Raw genomic sequence first — 19,078 nt, 5'->3', positions numbered from 1 at the left:
CGTGATTGTAAAAATTATTCCGTAAATTGAAGCTGCCAAGCTTGTATTATGACAAAACCAAAATCACCATTTACCAGAGCACAACTGCTTCCACAGGAAGAAACACTTGAAGTAGATAGACAAAAGGGAGAGCTTTATATAGGTATTCCCAAGGAAGCCTATTTTCAGGAAAAACGAATATGCCTTACCCCAGATGCGGTAAATGCTATTGTAAACAATGGCCACCGCGTACTTATTGAAAATGGAGCTGGCAATGAAGCTGGTTTTTCAGATAAAGATTACTCAGAGGCTGGTGCAGAATTGACCGGTGATAAAAAAAAGGTGTTTGGCTGCCCTATGGTTCTAAAAGTAGAACCTCCTACCCTGGAAGAGTTGGAACTTATAAATCCCAAGACAGTCCTGATTTCTGCCCTTCAATTGAAGACCAGAAAAAAATCATACTTCGAAGCCCTGGCCAAAAAGAAAATCACCGCCCTAGCTTTTGAATTTATAAAAGACGAGGACCACAGCTACCCTGCCGTGAAAGCCCTGAGTGAAATTGCGGGCACGGCCTCAGTCCTTATTGCGGCAGAACTAATGGTGAATGCAAAAAAAGGCAATGGGCTGCTATTCGGAAGTATAAGCGGTGTACCTCCTATTGAGGTAGTCGTAATTGGTGCCGGAACCGTTGGAGAATTTGCCGTGCGCTCAGCACTTGGTTTGGGAGCAAGCGTGAAGGTTTTTGATAGTTCTATTACAAAACTCAGAACCATACAGACCAATGTGGGCAGAATTTTATACACCTCTACCGTACAACCAAAAAATTTAATGAAAGCCCTCCTTCGCTGTGACGTAGCAATCGGCGCCGTGCGCGGCCATAATCGCGCCCCTATCATTGTGACGGAAGAAATGGTCCGCAATATGAAAAAAGGAGCTGTAATCATAGACGTTTGTGTAGATATGGGCGGCTGTTTTGAAACTACCGAAATGACCAGCCACGACCAGCCGACATTTATAAAACACGAAGTAATACACTATGGGGTGCCGAACATTCCGGCGCGCTATCCAAAAACAGCTTCCATTTCAATCAGCAATATTTTTACGCCCTATATTTTGGAAATTGCAGAAAGTGGCGGACTTGAAAATGCCATCCGCTTTGACAATGGATTAAAAAATGGTTTGTACTTTTACCGCGGAATATTGACCAACAAAGCCTGTGCGGATTGGTTCAATATGTCCTATAGCGATATCAACCTTCTTATTTTTTAATAGTCAAGAATTTGGAACGGTCGGATTCAAAATCCCAAAAAAACATTCAATGAAATTAGCATACCGATTGGCGTATTTTTCCGGTGGATTTATTATTGGAATCGCGCTCTTATTTTTTATTCTAAGTGGAAAGAAAACATCCTGCGCGTATGGCCCGGAAGCGAGAACACTGAAAAATATACGTTTGAAGGAGCGCGCGTTTTCAGAAAGCACGCTGCAGATACTTCGTGAGCATAAATTGGATACTTCGGCAGTATCGATGCTCTTGGAAGATGGCGATGTTCTTTTTTCTGAAAGCAATACCGACCTGGATTCCTGCAGACTTTATGTAATTGAAGGGGAAATTTTAGAAAAAAACCTAAAAATTACCGTTGAGAATTGCGAAAAGCTGGTAACGGTACTGGACGCGGCCGTTATCCAAAACTGATGAGTGATTTCGTTTAAGCAATATCCTATTGGAGGCTTTTACAATTTCCTACGTGCCTTTTCTTTTTTCAAAAGGGTAAGTTCCCTACTTGTCTGCCCCGCTACCGAGGTATTTTCCTCTGCACGTCGTATCAAATAGGGCATCACATCTTTTACGGGACCAAAGGGAATGTATTTTGCCACATTATATCCTTCCGCTCCTAGATTAAATGTAATATGATCGCTCATCCCATAAAGTTGACCGAACCAAACACGATCGTCACTCTTTGCGATTCCCTTTTCTTTCATTACATCCATACACAAATAGGTACTGGTTTCATTGTGGGTACCCACAAAAATTTCAATGTCTTCAATGTTATCGAGAATGTACTTCATAATCTCATTGAAGTTGTCATCGGTTGCCTTTTTGCTCTCACAGATAGGCGATTTGTAACCATTCTCAATAGCACGCTCATTTTCCTTTTCCAAATAAGCCCCGCGAACAATTTTAAAGCCCAATTTGTAGCCCTTAGTCCTAGCACGCTGATGCAGTTTTTTTAAGTAGTCCAATCTATCCCAACGGTAGCATTGCAATGTATTAAATACAATGGGGCGATCGATATTATATTTTTCCATCATTTTTTCACAGAGATCGTCAGCGGCATCCTGCATCCACGATTCCTCAGCATCTATCAGCAGTCTTATTCCACAGTCGTGGGCCGCTTTTGAAACAGTGTCGTATCTCGCCTGCAAATTTTCCCAATATACTTGTTCACTCTCGGTAAGTGGTTTTTTCTCGGTAATTTTCTGCCAGATCTTAAACCTGCCGAGCCCCGTGGGCTTAAATACAGAGAATGGCATTGCTTCCTTATTTTCCGCAAATTCGGTGAGCTCTATAACCTTTTGTGCCGTGGCATCAAACTGCAAGTCTTCTTCCTTGCCTTCCACGGAAAAATCCAATACCGAAGAAACGCCCACATCATAAAGTTTATCTACCGTACCCATACAATCCCGTTCATTCACGCCCCCGCAAAAATGATCAAACACCGTAGAACGGATCAATCCTTCCACTGGAAGGTTTACATTCAGTGCAAATTTTGTGACGGCGGAACCAATACGTACCAAGGGTTCCATGGAAATCATCTTAAAAAGAAAATATGCGCGTTCCAATTCAGAATCGCTCTTTAACTGAAAAGCGGTTTCAGTATTATCAAAAAGGGAATTTGATGCCATAAATATTATAATAAAGTGTGCAAATATAGTTAGATTTGAACTGTGGATATATGAGAAAAATCAATTAATTAATGGGAAATATTTTAAACGAAAAAGGCAAAGTTTACCGCAGTACACGGGGCTGGGAAATACTATCAACATATATGGAAGCCGAAAAACCTTCCCACCTATTCGTAATAACCGATGAAAATACCGAAGAACATTGTTTATCTCTGTTTTCGGAAAAAATTGCAATTAATATTTCCGTAGAGAACATTACTATTCCAGCGGGTGAAAAACATAAAAATTTAACCACCTCCCTCGGGGTTTGGGAAACACTTTCTGAAAAAGGAGCAGACAAAAACAGTTTGATTGTCAATCTGGGCGGGGGCGTGGTAACCGATCTGGGAGGATTTGTAGCATCTACCTTTAAACGCGGACTGCCTTTTATCAATATACCCACTTCCCTACTCGCGATGGTGGATGCCTCGGTGGGCGGTAAAAATGGCGTGGATTTGGGCCATTTGAAAAATCAAATAGGCGTAATCAATCTTCCGGAATGTGTAGTTGTGGATATCGATTTTCTGAAAACACTTCCGCAGGAGCAGCTTATTTCAGGCTTGGCCGAAATGTTAAAACACGGGCTTATTCACAGTACCGAATACTGGGAAAGGGTGAAAAAAGTAAATTTTTCGGAAAAAAACGAATTTGAAAATTTGATATGGGATTCCATTGCAATAAAAGAAGAGATTGTAAAACAAGATCCGTATGAGCGCAACCTTCGGAAAACATTAAATTATGGGCATACGTTGGGGCACGCCATAGAATCGTATTTTTTGGAAAGTGAAGAAAAAACTACCCTGCTCCACGGGGAAGCCGTGGCAATCGGGATTATCCTCGCGACCCACATTTCGGCCGAACTTTTGGATTTCCCCAAAGAAAGATTAAAGGATATTACTGCAACGGTTTTGAAGTACTTCTCAAAAAAAAATTTTAACAAAAATGATATCGAAGCGGTGATTAAGTTACTGGCTTTTGACAAGAAAAATAGAAACGGCAAAGTGCTATTTGTACTTTTAAAAGACATAGGCCAATACAAAACAGACTGCGAAGTGCCCAATAGCCTTATTTACAAGGCTTTTGAATATTATAAAAATTTCTGAAAATTTCATTCAAAATATTTTTATCTCTTCATTTTTTGAATAGTTTTATAACCACAAACCAAAAGATTGAATTTTTAATGAAGCGCATAATTGTAGATTACCGAAAGCTGACTCCAGAAATACTTTCCCTTTTAGTGGAAAAATATCCCGATGGATATGATGATGACCATGTTATAACTTTTAAAAATGCCAAAAACGAAACCGTGGAAGCCGTAGAGGTAAGAACGGACGATACCATATATCTTGTGAAGGTAAGCTCGCGACTGGAAACAACGATGGCCAATTTTGACGAAGATGATTATGATGATGCAGACTTTAACGAGCCGATCAGTGAGATTCCAGACAGAAAAAAAATGGACGAGGAAGAATAGATTTTTTTCCCAAAAAAAAAGAGGCCAGATGGCCTCTTTTTTTAATCAATTATTTCAACAGGTTTTATGCGTGTTGAAGTTCGTGTTTTCCTTCTTTGATTTCCTCAATCAATTTTGAGTTGAAGGCTGGTAGATCATCTGGGTTTCGGCTTGTTACAAAACCTTCGTCCACAACTACTTCTTGATCGACCCAATTGGCTCCAGCATTGATCAAATCATCTTTAATGGAGCTGAAGGAAGTCATTTTTCTTCCTTTCACTACTCCTGCAGAAATTAGAACCTGAGGTCCGTGGCAAATTGCCGCTACAGGTTTTTTCTGCTCAAAGAAGTGCTTTACAAATTTAAGTGCATTTTCATTTCTACGCAGTTTATCGGGATTTATAACCCCGCCAGGAACAACCAATGCATTATAATCTGATGCGTTGGCATTTTCAATGGTTTTGTCCACAGTGTATTCATTACTCCAGTTCCCGTCTGCCCAAGCTTTTATCTTGCCTTCATCTTCGCTAATAATCTCCACGGTAAAACCTTCTTTTTCCATCGCCTCTTTGGGTGATTTCAATTCAGATTCCTCAAATCCGTTTGTTGCTAAAATTGCGATTCTCTTATTCATATCTTTTTCTTTTTTTTGGTTAAACAATTAATTTTGATGTGAATATAGCATGCGCAATTTGGCTTATCAATTTTTCGATATTAATCTTTTACTAATCTTTGTTAATAAGTACTAAGGGTTTCCGTTATTCTCTAAGGCTTCCGCTTTTTTTTTATCTTCTTCTACCTTGCGCTTGTATTCCCTGAGTTCGAGCATTTCCTGTTCGTAGGATAGCGTTGCATTACTTGTAGGCTCAATTTTTATATTGCGGTGCAGTGCCCAATTCACGGTAAATTCTGCCCCGAAGAATAAAATGAGACAAGTATAGTAAACCCAGAGAAGAATGAGCACTAAACTACCGGCGCCTCCATATACCGAAGCAGGATCGGATGTAGCAAAATAAAACCCGATTAAGTATTTTCCTGCCAAAAATAAGAGGGATGTCATAAAGGCTCCAATAAGATTGGTTCTCCACTTTACTTTCACATCGGGCAGGAGTGTGAAAATTGTTGCGAATAGCGCCGTTATAATTATCTGTGAAAATAAAAAATTCAATAGCTGCACTACCTGTTTGGAAAGGTCGGTATAATAATTTCCGATAAGATCGCTCAGCGCATTTATGGCCGTAGTTATTATAAGTGAGATTAGAAGCAGGAGCCCAATGGCCAAAACCATTCCAAATGAGACTGCTCTTCTTTTAAGTGTATCGAGAAAAGTATTTTTCTTTGCGCGCACGCTCCATATATCATTCAAAGCTTTTTGGAGCTGAAAGAAAACACCCGTAGCTCCAAAAATTAGTACACCTATTCCAAAAATTATAAATAGAACTGAATTTTCAGATAACGCCGAATTTATAATCATGGCTTGAATAAGTTCGGCACTCCCCTGACCTATTAGGCCGCTAATTTCCCCAGTGATCCTGCCTTCCACCGCTTCCCTTCCAAAAAATACTCCGGCAAAATGAACGGTGATTATTAACAAGGAGGGTAATGAAAACAAAGCGTAATAAGCGATTACCGCACTTTTGGCCCACGGATCATTTTTGTCCCAACTTAAATAGGTGTCCTTTAATAATTTGAATATGGTCATTTAAAGATAGCGTTCGTTAATAATATTGCAATGATGCATTTCGTGGCCACAAATTATAAAACCTGCGGCACGTACCGACATTTTACTATTATTGACCATTCCAATAGATTTCAACTGATTGTCGTCAAAGCTCTTAAAGAGGCTTACTGTGGCATTCCGCACCACCAAATATTCATTCAATAAATCATCGATAGTTCGAGTATTGGCGTGAGTGTTGGCGGCGAATTGATTCTCATCAAAACCTCTCAAATCTGCACTTTGATCTCTTGAAAAGTAGAGCGCCCTATAGCCGAAAACCCGCTCGGTATCAATGATATGCTGTAAAATATCCTTTGGAGTCCATTTGTTCTCTGCATAGCGGTATTCCAATTTTTGCTTTGGAATGTTTTGGAAAAATGATTGGGTACGGGATTTTGATAATTCCAAAGCACTTAATAAGGGAATATCCTCCACCAAGTCAATATATTGCCTGTAATAAGAATTGTGCTCGCTGGAATTAATTTGCCTAGGCCTCATAGTTTTATTTTAAAGATAAAAAAAACCTTTGCTGAAGAACAAAGGTTTTAGAAAAATTATAACCGGAAAGTTATATCTCGTTAAATATGGAGTGCAGCAAGCGCTTTTTATCATTGATGCTCTCTTCCATAGAAATCATGGTTTCCGTACGGCTAACCCCTTCAATATCATCAATTTGATAGATTATATCTTTGGCGTGCGCAGTATCTCTGGCCCTAATTTTACAGAATATATTAAATTTTCCGGTAGTAACGTGGGCTACCGTAACAAAGGGGATTTCACTTATGCGCTCCAATACAAATTGGGTTTGAGAGGTCTTAAAAATAAAAACCCCCACATACGCAATAAAGGAATATCCTAACTTTTTATAATCTACTTGCAGCGAAGAACCGGTAATAATACCAGCTTCCTCCATTTTTTTCACTCTTACGTGGACAGTACCTGCGGAAATTTCCAACTTCTTGGCAATATCAGTAAAAGGAATACGTGTATTGTCTATTAATAGATCAAGAATTTTGTGATCGATATCGTCTAATTTAAACTTTGGCATAAAATCTATTTTTTTTTGCAAAACTATGAAGTTTTAAGCTATAATAGAATTTATTTTTTGAAAATAAATTACCGATTCGTCATTTTTATCAATTATTTCTGAAATATTGGCACCCACTGTTAAATTATCTTGTGGAATTGTTAAAATCTCAGCCCCTTCGGCATCTTTCTCCACAATGCCGAATTTATTTTCCAAAGAGCCGATTTCATCAATAAATGGCTCAAAAACAACTATTTCATTTTTTAAAACTTCACGATATTGTATTGCGATGGACACGCGTTTTGAGGTTCCTGTCAATTTTACATTTCTCAGAATAAAATCGTTGTAATTTTTGAGATTTTCGGGAATTTTAAAATATTCCTTATAATTTAATGGAAGAGCTGGATCCCCAATTATATCGAACACAGCCAAAAGCGAATAAAAAATATATTCCCGCGTTTTTTCCCTGTGATAATCCCCCTTAAATTGACCCGCCTCGAACAAGATGGTCGGCGTGCCTGCATTCTGAAAGGTATCGCCAACACAGGCTTTGTTAAAACTGTCGTCATACCGACCAATATGGCCTGGAATATATTTTTTAAGCGTTCGCTCCATTTTTACGATCAATTCCATCGCTATCTTTCGGGAAGATGTGATGGTTCTACTCCTATCGGCCGCTGGCGATAAAAAGGAGACCGTGGCAGGGCAGCCATTTGCAAAACCATAGATGGAACGCTGATCGTGCATATTGAGACACAATAATGGTTTAATCTCGTCAAAAATTTTGCGGAGACATTGACTTTCCTTCTGTGAGAGTTCTTGTGCATCTCTATTGAGATCAATACCATTTGCATTTTCCCTGGTGTAAAGCTTTGCGCCATCAGGATTGAGAATTGGAAATATGTAGAAAGAATACTCCTCGAGGAATTTATCAATCACGTCGCGAAAGTGATCACTTTGGTTTATAAAACGAATAAAATCAAAAATTGCCTTGGTGGTCGTCGTTTCATTTCCGTGCATTTGGGACCATCCAAGAACAACCTTTTCTCCCAAACCAATTTTTATTAAAGGTATATCCCGGTTTTGTTCCGATAGTCCCGGAACCGAGATTTCATATTTCCTTTTATAAATATCCAAAAGTGGATAAATATGATCCATGGCAATATAACGACCCCTTAATTGTGTTTCAAAATGACTGTGGTACCAATCCTCAATTTTCATAAGAATATATATAGTTTACAAAGTTAAACAAAGGGTTGTTCACAATTGTAACCAAGTATTTGAGATGTTTCTGATTACATTGGTAAACAAATTTAAGGTTTAATGTCTATGAAACAATGCATAAACGTACTGACGTAATATTTGTTACTTTAAATTATTATCTATCAGTGAGTTAATATATTTCAACTAAAGTAAATATTCCACCAATTTTATGTTTTATGACGAATAATTATGTGGGTTAATAGAAATGATTTACATTTGTAAACCTTATTAAACATCAAGAGAAGTTACAATGGTAAACACTTCGGACTTTACGAAACGCTTGGAAAAAATACTGGAATATTACGCTCTTTCCGCGGCTGCATTTGCTGAGGAAATAGATTTTAACCGCTCCACTATTTCGCATTTATTGTCAGGTAGGAATAAACCGAGTTTGGAATTTGTGATGAAGCTGTATCAAAAATTTCCGGAGGTGGATATGGATTGGCTTCTTTTCGGAAAAGGAACTTTCCCCTCTACTTCGGAAAATATAATCGAGCCCAAAAACGAAAACCAAAAGAAATCCGTTTCCGAAGAAAAGTCACCAGATCTGTTTTCGCAGGAAAACGTTGGCACAAAAAGTATGGAGCCCTCAAATCAAAATATCAAGGAAATTGAAAGGATTGTAATCTTTTACAAAGACGGCAGCTTTAATGTGTACCAAAATTGAGCGGTTTCGGTAATTTTTTCGGAAATTCGCGTAAAATTCTACTATGCGCTTTTTATTAGCTTTCTTCACATTTTTATTCTTGACCGGCTGCTATGAAACCGAACGGAATTGTGCCGATTTCAAAACAGGAACCTTCGAGTTTGAAGCGCTTTCCGGCACCGAAGTCTTCAAGACTACCATAGTGCGTAATGATTCCATAGAAGTGGATTATTTCCAAGGAAAGACAGATTCCTCCTCCATTAGGTGGATCAACGATTGCGAATATGTGCTGAAAAAAATAAACCCAAAGAATCAGGCGGAGAAAAAAGCGATCCTCATAAAAATTTTGACCACCGACGGCGACAACTATACCTTTGAGTTCAGTGAAGTGGGCAAAACCAAGAAAAGCAAGGCTACCGCCAAAAGAGTGCAACCCTAATCGCGTTTGCTTTTCAGCATACTATTTTGCTCTTCCATTAATTTTTCAATATTCGAGAGGAGCTGAATGTCCTTTGGCGTCTCTACGGTCTTGTCCTGCGGATCCTCGGCCTTTCTCTTAAAGCGGTTGATGAATTTAATTACCACAAAAATGGTGAAGGCGATGATAAAGAAGTCAATCAACACCTCCAAGAGTTCGCCATAGCCGATCGCAACTTCCTCAGAAGTATCGCTTGCCGCACGTAGCACATATTTTTTATTGGCCAGATGTACCCCATCGGTAAGCAATGAGAGCGGCGGCATCACCACTTTTTTTACAATGGTGCTTATTACGTTGTTGAAAGCTGCACCAATAACGATACCTACCGCCATATCGATCATATTGCCCTTAATGGCGAAGTTTTTAAATTCTTGTAAAAATGAGGCCATGCTGATTTTTTAATGTGAATTAGAATTCAATAATAGCAAAGTTTTTAGAAATAATTAAAGGAAATTATACGCGGCCGGCAATTCGGTCTTTGGCAAGTTGCAGGACGGTGTGGAATTGGTCCTCCAGATTCATTTCGGAATTATCAATATCAATGGCGTCGGCAGCTTTTACCAAAGGAGAATCATCGCGCGTAGTGTCAATATGGTCCCGCGCCTGGATATTTTTCAGCACCTCGCTAAATTTAATCTGTTCTCCCCGCTCCAACAGCTCTTTATACCTTCTCTGGGCGCGCTCCTCGGCAGATGCGTTCATAAAAATCTTGAGTTCCGCTTTCGGAAAGACAACGGTTCCAATATCACGACCATCCATTACCACACCTTTTTCCAGGCCCATCTGTTTCTGTTGCGCAACCAGTTTTGCACGAACTTCGTGAATGGTGGCCACAGGACTCACAAATTCGGAAACTTCAAGATTGCGTATTTTATCCTCCACATCCTTTCCGTTCAAAAAAATATGGGCCTTGTTCCACGAGGGTTCCTTATAAAATTTCAGGTGAATTTCTGGAAGTGAGGCTATTAACTTTGAAGTATCAAAATGTGCTTTGGAAATAATACCTTGCTGCATTGCGTAAAGCGTAACCGCACGGTACATGGCGCCACTGTCCACATACACATAGCCCAGATAGTCTGCCAATTGCTTTGCTACCGTACTTTTTCCGGTAGAGGAATATCCGTCAATAGCTATTGTAATTCTACCCATTACTGAAGATCTATATTTAGGCCGAAAAAGCTGGAAGAAGCCGCAGTGCTGTATTTTGAATAGGAATAGCTCAATCTAAGTTTGTTCAGTTTAATGCCAAAACCGGCACTAAGACCTGCGAAAGCACGCTTTTCGGCAATTCGTAATTCTTCGCCCCTTCTAAAATTATAGCCCAGGCGAATGTTGAAGCCGCTTTCGGGAAATAGTTCTATTCCAGCAATCATATGCCGAAAGGCGTTGTCTATAAAGTTTATGTTCTCTTCGGTTGTGTTTCCTTCCAAATCGGTCTCCTCTCTTGAGGGATTTGAAAAGGCCACGTTCCATTGCTGCATGTTTTCCAAAGTGAAATGCCACCGAATGGGCACATTCTGAAGGGTCTGCGAAATTCCGAAGATAAGTTCAAACGGCAGGGGCTCATATTCTTCGTGATATGGCGTGAACTGTGTTCCCAAGTTTCTGGCCACTCCCGTTATATGAAGGTCCCAATCTTCGTAAACATACATTACCCCAATATCCAGAGCTCCTCCGAACGAGGAATAATTCTCCAGTTTTGATGAAATTAGCTTTAGGTTTACACCTACGTGGAAATTCGTAAAAGCAATATTGCGGGCATGGCCCAAGGAAAGGGCTACTTCCCCACCACTGAAACTATTTGTAGGGTTGCCCAATTCATCATAACCATCAAACTTCCCGTAATTAACGTAAGTTACCCCTGCGTGCAACACCTGGGTCCTGCGATCCCAAAGATAGGCGTAGGTGGCCGTTCCGTAGTTTACGTCGCCAATGTAGTTGGTGTAGTTAAGCGATAGCTGGTTGTCCATTTCTGGGTTAATGCTCGCCGGATTGAAAAGCGGCTGTGTGGGGTCATAATCATAATTGGTAACTACTTTTCCGCCAAGGGCAGCCATTCTTGGACTATTGGTAAGATTTAAAAACTGATATGTGGCCCTACCTCCTATCTGTGCCGTCAAAAGCTGAGATATTAATAGGGAGACAACTAAGAAAACCTTTTGGGCCATAGACGTGAGTTACCGTAACTAACAACTAAACGAATGCAAGTATAATTTATTTTTGCAAAGGTGGGAAACATCAAGGATTAATTTTTTATTGAGTTTCGCAATCTTCATTACGGTTTTATTGCTAATAATTTAAGAGGTTAGGAAATCATAAAAAAATTGATGACTAATGCATCAATGGGTCGGCCAAAGATACATTAATCATCATTTAAATTTCCTATTACAATTTCTTTGCGTTTTTGACCTTTTCCTTGGTAAGCGCTAGCTCCAGAACATCGCTCATATCCTTTACGTAATGAAAGGTGAGCCCTTTTAGATATTCGGGTTTTATCTCGTCTATGTCGCGCTTATTGTCCTCACAAAGCAGGATTTCCTTAATTCGAGCACGCTTTGCCGCTAAGATTTTTTCCTTGATTCCGCCAACCGGCAGCACTTTTCCACGCAAGGTAATTTCACCTGTCATCGCAATGGATTTTTTCACTTTGCGTTGGGTAAAGAGCGATACAAGCGAGGTCAGCATAGTGATACCGGCACTTGGACCATCCTTTGGCGTGGCACCTTCCGGCACGTGGATATGCACGTTATATTTGTCGAATATATCCGGGTCAATGCCTAATTTTTCGGCATTGCTCTTTATATATTCCAAGGCAATTGTGGCAGATTCCTTCATTACCTTGCCCAGGTTTCCTGTCATATTCAGAGTTCCTTTTCCTTTGGAAAGCGCTGATTCAATAAAGAGGATATCACCGCCAACTTTTGTCCAGGCAAGACCCGTTACCACGCCTGCTACATCATTATTTTCATATTTGTCGCGCTCCATTTTTGGGGCGCCCAAAACTTCAATTATGATGTCATTAGTTACTTTTATTTCGTATTCCTCTTCCATCGCAATTTTCATGGCCGCATAGCGCACCATTTTTGCGATTTGTTTCTCCAAACCGCGTACTCCACTTTCGCGGGTATAGCCTTCCACAATTTTTTCAAGTTGGGGCTTGGCTATCTTCAACGCATCGCTGTCCATTCCGTGCTCCTTCAATTGCTTGGGAAGCAAATGGCGCTTTGCGATTTCCACCTTTTCCTCAACGGTATAGCCCGTAACGTTTATAATTTCCATACGGTCGCGCAATGCGGGCTGAATAGTGCTCAAACTGTTTGAGGTTGCTATAAACATTACTTTGGAAAGGTCATAGCCCAGTTCCAAAAAGTTGTCGTAAAAGGAATTGTTTTGCTCCGGGTCCAAAACCTCAAGCATTGCCGAAGAAGGATCGCCCTGATTGCTTGCTGAAATTTTATCAATTTCATCCAAAACAAAAACCGGATTGCTCGTCTCGGCCTTTTTTATGCTCTGCACAATACGACCCGGCATGGCGCCTATATAGGTTTTTCGGTGCCCGCGAATCTCAGCTTCATCACGCAATCCGCCCAAGCTCATACGTACATATTTTCTGCCCAGGGCTTCCGCGATGGATTTTCCCAAGGAAGTCTTACCCACGCCCGGAGGCCCATAAAGACAGAGAATGGGCGATTTCATATCATTTCGAAGTTTTAGAACGGCCAAATATTCTATGATGCGTTTCTTAACATCGTCAAGTCCGTAATGGTCGCGGTCCAGAATTTTTCGGGCGCGCTTTAAATCGAATTTATCCTTGCTATACTTATTCCACGGAAGGTCCAAAAGCAGGTCCAGATAATTTCGCTGAATGCTGAATTCAGATACCTGCGGATTCATCCGTTGCAGTTTTGACAATTCCTTGTGGAAGTGCTTGTCAACCTCCTTGCTCCATTTTTTGGTCTTGGCGCGTTCGCGCATTTCGTCTATTTCCTCCTCCATGGAAGAGCCACCCAATTCCTCTTGGATGGTCTTCATCTGCTGCTGAAGAAAATATTCGCGCTGTTGCTGGTTGATATCGCTTTGCACCTTGGACTGGATATCATTGCGAAGCGAAAGCTTCTGGATTTCCATATTCATATAACGAAGTGTTTCCAGCGCACGGTCTTTTAGATTGTTAATTTCCAATAACGTCTGCTTTTCCTCAACTTCAATATTCAAATTTGACGAAACAAAGTTTATCAGAAAGCTGGAGCTTTCAATATTCTTTATGGCAAAGGCTGCTTCCGATGGAATATTGGGGCTTTCCTTTATAATCCGAAGCGCCATCTCCTTTATAGAGTCGATAATCGCCCTGAACTCCTCGCTTTCTTTTTCGGGACGTGCCTCGGCAACTTCCCTTATAGTGGCCGTCATATATGGGCTCGTAGTGATTACCTCGGCAACTTCAAAGCGTTTTTTTCCTTGGATTATAACCGTGGTATTGCCATCAGGCATTTTCAGGACGCGGAGTATCTGGGCCACGGTACCGATGGTGTTGATATCCTCGATTCCGGGTTCCTCCTCGTTTTCATCTATCTGGGAAACAACCCCGATTACCTTATTGCCTTTATTGGTTTCATTGATAAGCTTGATGGATTTGTCGCGCCCAGCCGTAATGGGAATAACCACTCCCGGAAAAAGGACGGTATTTCGCAGCGGTAGAATGGGCAATATTTCCGGAAGCTCCTCTTTGTGCATCGCATCCTCATCCTCGGCGGACATTAGCGGAATAAACTCTGCATCTTCCTTTAAATCTTGAAATGACAACTTGTCTAATGATGTTAATTTTGAATTCGCCATATATCTTTTTAAGACATTGTGTCACAAATGTAGTGAGCACAAGCCGTTTTAATTATAATTTATATTTTTCTTCGCAAAAGAACCTTGATTTTCAATCGTTTTGAAGGTTCACTTCTTAATAATTCAAGAGTTGTGCCAGTTCCAATTTTATGGAGCGCAAGCTATTTATTGTGAAATTTTAAAGGGTCAATAAAGCTAAATTCCATTAGAAAAGCCGTTTTCGGAGTTTCCAAAAACGGCTTTTAAAAAGTAAATTAAATTTTTTAAGGAAGAACTGCCAAAAATTCCCCTCCGGTTATTTGATAAACTGTTGGGTCCTGCCCCGTGGCATCCACAGCGCTAAAGTTGAAGAGGCCTTCAATAATTCCGTTGGCAAGATCATAGTTGGTAATAACAATGGTTCCCGGGCTGGAAACGTAGGTTATCGAGGTGCCTATTTCGGGAGTGTAAGTTCCCACTATTTCATCTCCTACAATAACTTCAGTGCTCATTTCAAAAGAACCTTCGGTAATCGTGGCAGGAAATGTAAGTTTCATTCTTTGGTCGCCCAAGGTAGTTGTGATGGTTATGGTAGGGTATTGATTAAAGCCATCGGTAGTTATGGTAATGTCGTCGGGAGTGTAAGTGGTTCCGTCCACGTTTGCGGTGAACATATTATTTGCACCGGGCACACCTTCAAAATATACGGTAAAATTTCCTTCAGTAACCTCGACCACGTCCGGCACTTGATTTAAAGGGTCGGTTGCGGTGAAGGCAAAGGTTGCCTTTAAAATACCCAACTCCAAATCAAATTCTGAAATGGTCATGGTTCCGGGGTTTGAGGTGAGATTATCGGCACCATTGCCTGCGTTGTAAACTCCAATTAATTTGGTACCATCTGAAATTTGGACCATGTCAAAAGTGCCCACGCCCAGCGAACGTGGCACATCAATTCGCATTTGCGCTCCGGTATTGGAATTGGCTTTAATGCTTATCATATGTACGTCAGCAACTATCGGCTCGGTAACGAAAATGGAATCGGCCACAAAATCAACGCCGTCAATCTTGGCGAAAAATTCATTGTTGGGATCGCTTCCTGTGCCACCGCCGCCGGTATCATCGATAATATAAGGAATAGCGTTGAACGACCCACTGGTTATCGCAATTTCCTCCAAAACGGGATTTCCATCACCATCAAGGATGGGGTTGCCGTCGCCATCAATCTTAATACGCAGCCCTACAAAACTGAAAGTTCCAGTAACTGTTTCAGCACTGGTATCCAGGGCGGTAATATTCATTAAGCCATATCCTCCCAATGCATCTGCAGAAATATAAGGAAGCGGATTGTTCGATCCATCGAAATATGAACCAGAATTGTTAATCGTTCCTCCCAATGATAGATCAAAAGAGCCCACCGCAGCATCCACAACGGCAAGAGTTATATTTTCACCTCCAGGTTTGGAACCCGTGATTACCAATTGATTATCTGTAGTAAGTGTGGCGGAAACCGAGTTTGCTATAAACTCCTCTCCCTCAACCTGTGCCCTAAATTGTCCCTCCGCTGCATCATTCTGTTCGTCTTGGATAAATTCACCTGTAAGGGGCTCGTTATCACAGGATAAAAATTGAAATGCCAGAAATGCCAAGAGCATTCCTTTTAAAAAATACATTTTCTTCATAAAATAAGTAGTTTGTAGGTAATAATCGCAAACTTAAACAAAAATTGTTTAACGGTTTTTATTTCGTGGCACTCTTGCCAATAAAAATACTCCGGTCATAAAAAATAGCACCAGGAACAATATGGAATTTCGCATACTTCCCGTAATTTGGTCTATAAATCCATAAATCAACATTCCTATTACGATCCCAATCTTTTCGGCAACATCATAAAAACTGAAATAGGAAGTAGTGTCCTTGGTGTCGGGTAAAAATTTTGAATACGTTGAACGTGAAAGGGACTGGATTCCGCCCATTACAAGGCCTACCACCCCAGCCGTTATATAAAATTGAATAGGTTCCACTATAAAAAACGCAACGATACAAATACCCACCCAAACAATATTAATTGCAATGAGCACGGGAATATTTCCGAACTTTTCTGAGGCGCGGGAGGTTAGAATCGCACCCCCGACCGCCACAAGCTGAATAATGAGGATACTCACGATAAGACCCATTGTCTTGGCGTCATCGCCGCCCCAATTAATTTCCTGTTCTCCAAAATAAGTAGCCACAAGCATCACCGTCTGCACCGCCATGCTGTAAACAAAAAACGCCGCCAAATACCTTTTTAACTGTAAATTTTCAGAAAGCGAATTGTAAACACCTTTCAATTCGCGGAAACCGTTCAACAGTATTTTTGTACTTACTTTTTTTCCGGACTTGTTTCCCTTCGGAAGAAAATAGAAGGAATATTGGCTAAAGAGAATCCACCATATTCCAACGGTAACGAACGACCAGCGCATGGCTTTCACACTTGCGGCGCCTCCTTCCCCAAAACCGAAGGCTTCGGGCTTCATCACCATGGCCAAATTGAAAAGGAGCAAAACCACACTACCTATATATCCCAAGGAATAGCCCCGCGCGCTCACCCTATCCTGCTGCTCCGGGAAGGCCACATCGGGCAAATAGGAGTTGTAAAAAACCAGGCTTCCCCAAAAGCCGATCAACCCAAAGAAGTAAAACAGAAGACTAATGTGAATATTTTCAATACTGAAAAAATAAAGCCCCATACACGACAGGGCGCCGAGGTAACAGAAGAATTTCATAAAATTCTTTTTGTTTCCCACATAATCGGCAATTCCCGAAAGCAAAGGTGAAATAATAGCAACCAATAAAAATGCGGCCGCGGTGGTATAGCTAATCAACGGAGTGCTCCTGATTGCTCCCCCAAAAACCTGAACGGAAGTTACTCCCGCCGTTTTAAATAATGCCTGATAAAAGATAGGAAAGATAGCCGAAGCAATCACGAGGCTGTAAACCGAATTTGCCCAATCATAAAAAGCCCAAGCATTTAGCAGTTTTTTACTTCCTTTGGGTAAATTGGGCATGGTGTATCGGCAGTTTTTTTAAGGCCACTAATCTAATAAAAAATCCCGCTTGCCGCGGGATTTTTCAAATTTTATCTCTTACTACTTACCTTTTAAAGGAGGTAACGCCAAACTTTCTGGCCTCTGCCCTTACCTCTGGCGCCCAAGCTTGGATATTTTGAATTCTGGTGCTACTTGAAGGGTGTGTGCTTAAAAATTCTGGCGGCGCACCCTGCTCCTGCGCTTGCATACGCTGCCAAAGTTCTGCGGCAACGGCTGGCTCATAGCCCGCTATCGCCATTAAAATTAAACCTATGTGGTCGGCCTCCGTTTCATGGCTTCTGCTAAAAGGAAGCATCACACCTACACTGGTGCCTACGCCATAAGCGGTATTAAATATATTTTGATATTCGGGATCATTTGAAAGAGCTATATTTCCGGCTACGGCCCCAAGTTGCTGCAGTTGAGAAGCACTCATCCGTTGCTGCCCGTGATTGGCGAGGGCATGTGCCACCTCGTGACCCATAACGGCAGCCAGTCCGGCCTCATTTTTCGTAATCGGAAGAATCCCGGTATAAACCACTATTTTTCCGCCGGGCATACACCAAGCATTAACATCCTTACTTGCCACAAGGTTATATTCCCATCGATAATCGGTTAAATATCCGGCGTATCCATTGGCGGTCAAATAACGTTCAGCTGCGGCGGCAATCTTTTGTCCTACACTTTTTACCATCCGGGCATCGGCAGTGTTATTGATTACCTTGTGCTCAGATAAAAATTCTTCATATTGTTGGAATGCCATCGGTAGAATTTGCGAATTCGGTACGAGCGCCAAGGTTTGTTTTCCCGTGAAAGGGTTTGTGCTACAGGCAACCACAACTGCTCCCAGGATTAAAATAGATAGTGATTTTAAATATTTCATAAATGATGGTTTTGTTTGAATGTTAAAATTAGAAATATAAAATTTAGGACCGTATTAAAATTATTGTAAAATTAATTTCAGCAATCATTGCTTGTAAGCTAAACTTTAGTGTTTCTTTAATAGTGAAATGTTCCCGAAGCCCTTAAATTTATTCACTTTTAAAAGTTGGAACGACTTTTGAAACATCTACTACTATAAATCTTAAAAACAACAATTATGAAAAACATACTTCTATTTCTCGCTCTTTCATCAACCATTTTATTTACTTCCTGCGAAGGCGATCCAGGGCCTCCCGGTCTTGATGGTGGTTTGGTATATGCCAACGTTTTCGAAGTAAGCCCTGCTTTCAGTTACAGCGACTATCCGGAAAACCTTTACTTTACATCGGTTTATAATTATCCCTTTGAAGTGTTTGAAAGCGATGTAGTCCTTGTATATCGTTTGTCGGGCCTAGATGATACCGTATCTCCTCCTGCCGATATTTGGACACAACTTCCCCAAAATAAGTTCTATCAAGATGGAACCGGTGATTTTATTCAGTATAATTACAATAGCACCTTTATAAGTGTGCAATTCACTATTGAAGGAAATTTCGATTTGACCAATATTGATCCGAAGGATTTGAATGGACAAACCTTCAGAGTAGCTGTAGTTCCTGCCGAATTTGCGAAAACCAATCCGTCCATGCGCGATATTTTGGAAGTAATGCAGGCCGATGGATCCCAGATTGAAAAGATAGAACTTTAGTGACAGCATTTTTGTGAAATGTAAGTTAACCACATTTCCACAGACAAAGTTGT

Annotated in this window: 20 protein-coding genes; 7 read left to right on the top strand and 13 right to left on the bottom strand. The window is 40.8% G+C overall.

All coding sequences use genetic code 11. From position 1 onward, the window contains the following. The first annotated feature begins 48 nt into the window (after window positions 1-48). Window positions 49-1,248: an alanine dehydrogenase gene (locus tag MB09_RS14485; RefSeq protein ID WP_045081637.1), complete on the top strand. Its 1,200-nt coding sequence runs from the start codon at window positions 49-51 to the stop codon at window positions 1,246-1,248. Window positions 1,249-1,297: 49 nt separating this feature from the next. Then, window positions 1,298-1,675, top strand: coding sequence for a DUF4258 domain-containing protein (locus tag MB09_RS14480; RefSeq protein WP_045081636.1), 378 nt, complete (start codon window positions 1,298-1,300; stop codon window positions 1,673-1,675). Between the two features lie 38 nt (window positions 1,676-1,713). On the opposite strand, the gene MB09_RS14475 is transcribed toward MB09_RS14480, so the two are convergent. Then, entirely contained in the window at window positions 1,714-2,886 is a 1,173-nt protein-coding gene (locus MB09_RS14475; protein ID WP_045081635.1) for a proline dehydrogenase family protein, read from the bottom strand. Between the two features lie 71 nt (window positions 2,887-2,957). Between MB09_RS14475 and aroB the strand changes: the two genes are divergently transcribed. Both aroB and MB09_RS14465 read left to right on the top strand, forming a co-directional pair. Then, a complete protein-coding gene (gene aroB / locus MB09_RS14470) occupies window positions 2,958-4,028 on the top strand; it encodes a 3-dehydroquinate synthase (protein WP_045081634.1) in 1,071 nt (356 codons plus the stop codon). 77 nt (window positions 4,029-4,105) lie between these two features. Beyond that, window positions 4,106-4,399, top strand: a complete 294-nt coding sequence (locus MB09_RS14465) for a hypothetical protein (RefSeq protein WP_045081651.1) — start codon at window positions 4,106-4,108, stop codon at window positions 4,397-4,399. 64 nt (window positions 4,400-4,463) lie between these two features. Here the strand turns inward: MB09_RS14465 and MB09_RS14460 are convergent, their stop codons facing one another. The 5 genes from MB09_RS14460 to MB09_RS14440 form a co-directional block, all read right to left on the bottom strand. Continuing rightward, window positions 4,464-5,012: a type 1 glutamine amidotransferase domain-containing protein gene (locus MB09_RS14460; protein WP_045081650.1), complete on the bottom strand. Its 549-nt coding sequence runs from the start codon at window positions 5,010-5,012 to the stop codon at window positions 4,464-4,466. Between the two features lie 111 nt (window positions 5,013-5,123). Further along, a complete protein-coding gene (locus MB09_RS14455) occupies window positions 5,124-6,080 on the bottom strand; it encodes a YihY/virulence factor BrkB family protein (RefSeq protein ID WP_045081633.1) in 957 nt (318 codons plus the stop codon). Further along, window positions 6,081-6,596, bottom strand: a complete 516-nt coding sequence (locus MB09_RS14450; protein WP_045081632.1) for a DinB family protein — start codon at window positions 6,594-6,596, stop codon at window positions 6,081-6,083. It lies immediately after the preceding gene. 70 nt (window positions 6,597-6,666) lie between these two features. Beyond that, window positions 6,667-7,146 carry an Lrp/AsnC family transcriptional regulator gene (locus tag MB09_RS14445; protein WP_045081631.1) on the bottom strand — a complete coding sequence of 160 codons (480 nt, stop codon included), beginning with the start codon at window positions 7,144-7,146 and terminating at the stop codon, window positions 6,667-6,669. Between the two features lie 33 nt (window positions 7,147-7,179). Further along, window positions 7,180-8,346 carry a M14 family zinc carboxypeptidase gene (locus MB09_RS14440; RefSeq protein WP_045081630.1) on the bottom strand — a complete coding sequence of 389 codons (1,167 nt, stop codon included), beginning with the start codon at window positions 8,344-8,346 and terminating at the stop codon, window positions 7,180-7,182. 292 nt (window positions 8,347-8,638) lie between these two features. On the opposite strand from MB09_RS14440, the gene MB09_RS14435 reads away from it, so the two are divergent. After that, window positions 8,639-9,055 carry a helix-turn-helix transcriptional regulator gene (locus MB09_RS14435; RefSeq protein WP_045081629.1) on the top strand — a complete coding sequence of 139 codons (417 nt, stop codon included), beginning with the start codon at window positions 8,639-8,641 and terminating at the stop codon, window positions 9,053-9,055. A gap of 43 nt (window positions 9,056-9,098) precedes the next feature. After that, window positions 9,099-9,473 (top strand): PH domain-containing protein, encoded by a 375-nt coding sequence (locus tag MB09_RS14430; protein WP_045081628.1) that lies wholly within the window; start codon window positions 9,099-9,101, stop codon window positions 9,471-9,473. Here MB09_RS14430 and mscL read toward each other — a convergent pair. From mscL to MB09_RS14395, 7 genes are all read right to left on the bottom strand, one after another. Continuing rightward, window positions 9,470-9,901 (bottom strand): large-conductance mechanosensitive channel protein MscL, encoded by a 432-nt coding sequence (gene mscL, locus MB09_RS14425; protein WP_045081627.1) that lies wholly within the window; start codon window positions 9,899-9,901, stop codon window positions 9,470-9,472. The two genes, MB09_RS14430 and mscL, sit on opposite strands and share 4 nt — an antisense overlap. 64 nt (window positions 9,902-9,965) lie before the next feature. Beyond that, window positions 9,966-10,661: a (d)CMP kinase gene (cmk, locus tag MB09_RS14420; RefSeq protein WP_045081626.1), complete on the bottom strand. Its 696-nt coding sequence runs from the start codon at window positions 10,659-10,661 to the stop codon at window positions 9,966-9,968. After that, complete coding sequence (porQ, locus tag MB09_RS14415) at window positions 10,661-11,680, bottom strand: type IX secretion system protein PorQ (RefSeq protein ID WP_045081625.1); 1,020 nt, start codon at window positions 11,678-11,680, stop codon at window positions 10,661-10,663. The genes cmk and porQ overlap by 1 nt, the downstream gene beginning before the upstream one ends. A 217-nt stretch (window positions 11,681-11,897) precedes the next feature. After that, window positions 11,898-14,348, bottom strand: a complete 2,451-nt coding sequence (lon, locus tag MB09_RS14410) for an endopeptidase La (protein WP_045081624.1) — start codon at window positions 14,346-14,348, stop codon at window positions 11,898-11,900. A 263-nt stretch (window positions 14,349-14,611) separates the two neighbouring features. Then, entirely contained in the window at window positions 14,612-16,006 is a 1,395-nt protein-coding gene (locus MB09_RS14405; protein WP_045081623.1) for a DUF6252 family protein, read from the bottom strand. A 48-nt stretch (window positions 16,007-16,054) separates the two neighbouring features. Next, window positions 16,055-17,374 (bottom strand): MFS transporter, encoded by a 1,320-nt coding sequence (locus MB09_RS14400; protein WP_045081622.1) that lies wholly within the window; start codon window positions 17,372-17,374, stop codon window positions 16,055-16,057. Window positions 17,375-17,459: 85 nt separating this feature from the next. Next, on the bottom strand, window positions 17,460-18,278 hold the full coding sequence (locus MB09_RS14395; RefSeq protein ID WP_045081621.1) for a M48 family metallopeptidase: 819 nt from the start codon (window positions 18,276-18,278) through the stop codon (window positions 17,460-17,462). A 216-nt stretch (window positions 18,279-18,494) separates the two neighbouring features. Here MB09_RS14395 and MB09_RS14390 point away from each other — a divergent pair, with 216 nt between their 5' ends. Then, window positions 18,495-19,025, top strand: coding sequence for a hypothetical protein (locus MB09_RS14390; RefSeq protein ID WP_045081620.1), 531 nt, complete (start codon window positions 18,495-18,497; stop codon window positions 19,023-19,025). The last annotated feature ends 53 nt before the right edge of the window (window positions 19,026-19,078 follow it).

Origin of the sequence: Aequorivita vladivostokensis (genome assembly GCF_000952855.1) — a bacterium.
Classification (GTDB): Bacteria; Bacteroidota; Bacteroidia; order Flavobacteriales; family Flavobacteriaceae; genus Aequorivita; species Aequorivita vladivostokensis.
Note: the sequence above shows the minus strand (reverse complement) of the source record. Positions and strands in the feature narration are given on the sequence as shown.

Coding starts and splice junctions, on each gene's coding strand:
- MB09_RS14475 (WP_045081635.1), bottom strand. CDS start 2,886: ATGGCATCAAATTCCCTTTTTGATAATACTGAAACCGCTTTTCAGTTA.
- MB09_RS14445 (WP_045081631.1), bottom strand. CDS start 7,146: ATGCCAAAGTTTAAATTAGACGATATCGATCACAAAATTCTTGATCTA.
- MB09_RS14450 (WP_045081632.1), bottom strand. CDS start 6,596: ATGAGGCCTAGGCAAATTAATTCCAGCGAGCACAATTCTTATTACAGG.
- lon (WP_045081624.1), bottom strand. CDS start 14,348: ATGGCGAATTCAAAATTAACATCATTAGACAAGTTGTCATTTCAAGAT.
- MB09_RS14440 (WP_045081630.1), bottom strand. CDS start 8,346: ATGAAAATTGAGGATTGGTACCACAGTCATTTTGAAACACAATTAAGG.
- porQ (WP_045081625.1), bottom strand. CDS start 11,680: ATGGCCCAAAAGGTTTTCTTAGTTGTCTCCCTATTAATATCTCAGCTT.
- MB09_RS14455 (WP_045081633.1), bottom strand. CDS start 6,080: ATGACCATATTCAAATTATTAAAGGACACCTATTTAAGTTGGGACAAA.
- MB09_RS14405 (WP_045081623.1), bottom strand. CDS start 16,006: ATGAAGAAAATGTATTTTTTAAAAGGAATGCTCTTGGCATTTCTGGCA.
- MB09_RS14430 (WP_045081628.1), top strand. CDS start 9,099: ATGCGCTTTTTATTAGCTTTCTTCACATTTTTATTCTTGACCGGCTGC.
- MB09_RS14435 (WP_045081629.1), top strand. CDS start 8,639: ATGGTAAACACTTCGGACTTTACGAAACGCTTGGAAAAAATACTGGAA.
- cmk (WP_045081626.1), bottom strand. CDS start 10,661: ATGGGTAGAATTACAATAGCTATTGACGGATATTCCTCTACCGGAAAA.
- mscL (WP_045081627.1), bottom strand. CDS start 9,901: ATGGCCTCATTTTTACAAGAATTTAAAAACTTCGCCATTAAGGGCAAT.
- aroB (WP_045081634.1), top strand. CDS start 2,958: ATGGGAAATATTTTAAACGAAAAAGGCAAAGTTTACCGCAGTACACGG.
- MB09_RS14400 (WP_045081622.1), bottom strand. CDS start 17,374: ATGCCCAATTTACCCAAAGGAAGTAAAAAACTGCTAAATGCTTGGGCT.
- MB09_RS14465 (WP_045081651.1), top strand. CDS start 4,106: ATGAAGCGCATAATTGTAGATTACCGAAAGCTGACTCCAGAAATACTT.
- MB09_RS14485 (WP_045081637.1), top strand. CDS start 49: ATGACAAAACCAAAATCACCATTTACCAGAGCACAACTGCTTCCACAG.
- MB09_RS14390 (WP_045081620.1), top strand. CDS start 18,495: ATGAAAAACATACTTCTATTTCTCGCTCTTTCATCAACCATTTTATTT.
- MB09_RS14460 (WP_045081650.1), bottom strand. CDS start 5,012: ATGAATAAGAGAATCGCAATTTTAGCAACAAACGGATTTGAGGAATCT.
- MB09_RS14480 (WP_045081636.1), top strand. CDS start 1,298: ATGAAATTAGCATACCGATTGGCGTATTTTTCCGGTGGATTTATTATT.
- MB09_RS14395 (WP_045081621.1), bottom strand. CDS start 18,278: ATGAAATATTTAAAATCACTATCTATTTTAATCCTGGGAGCAGTTGTG.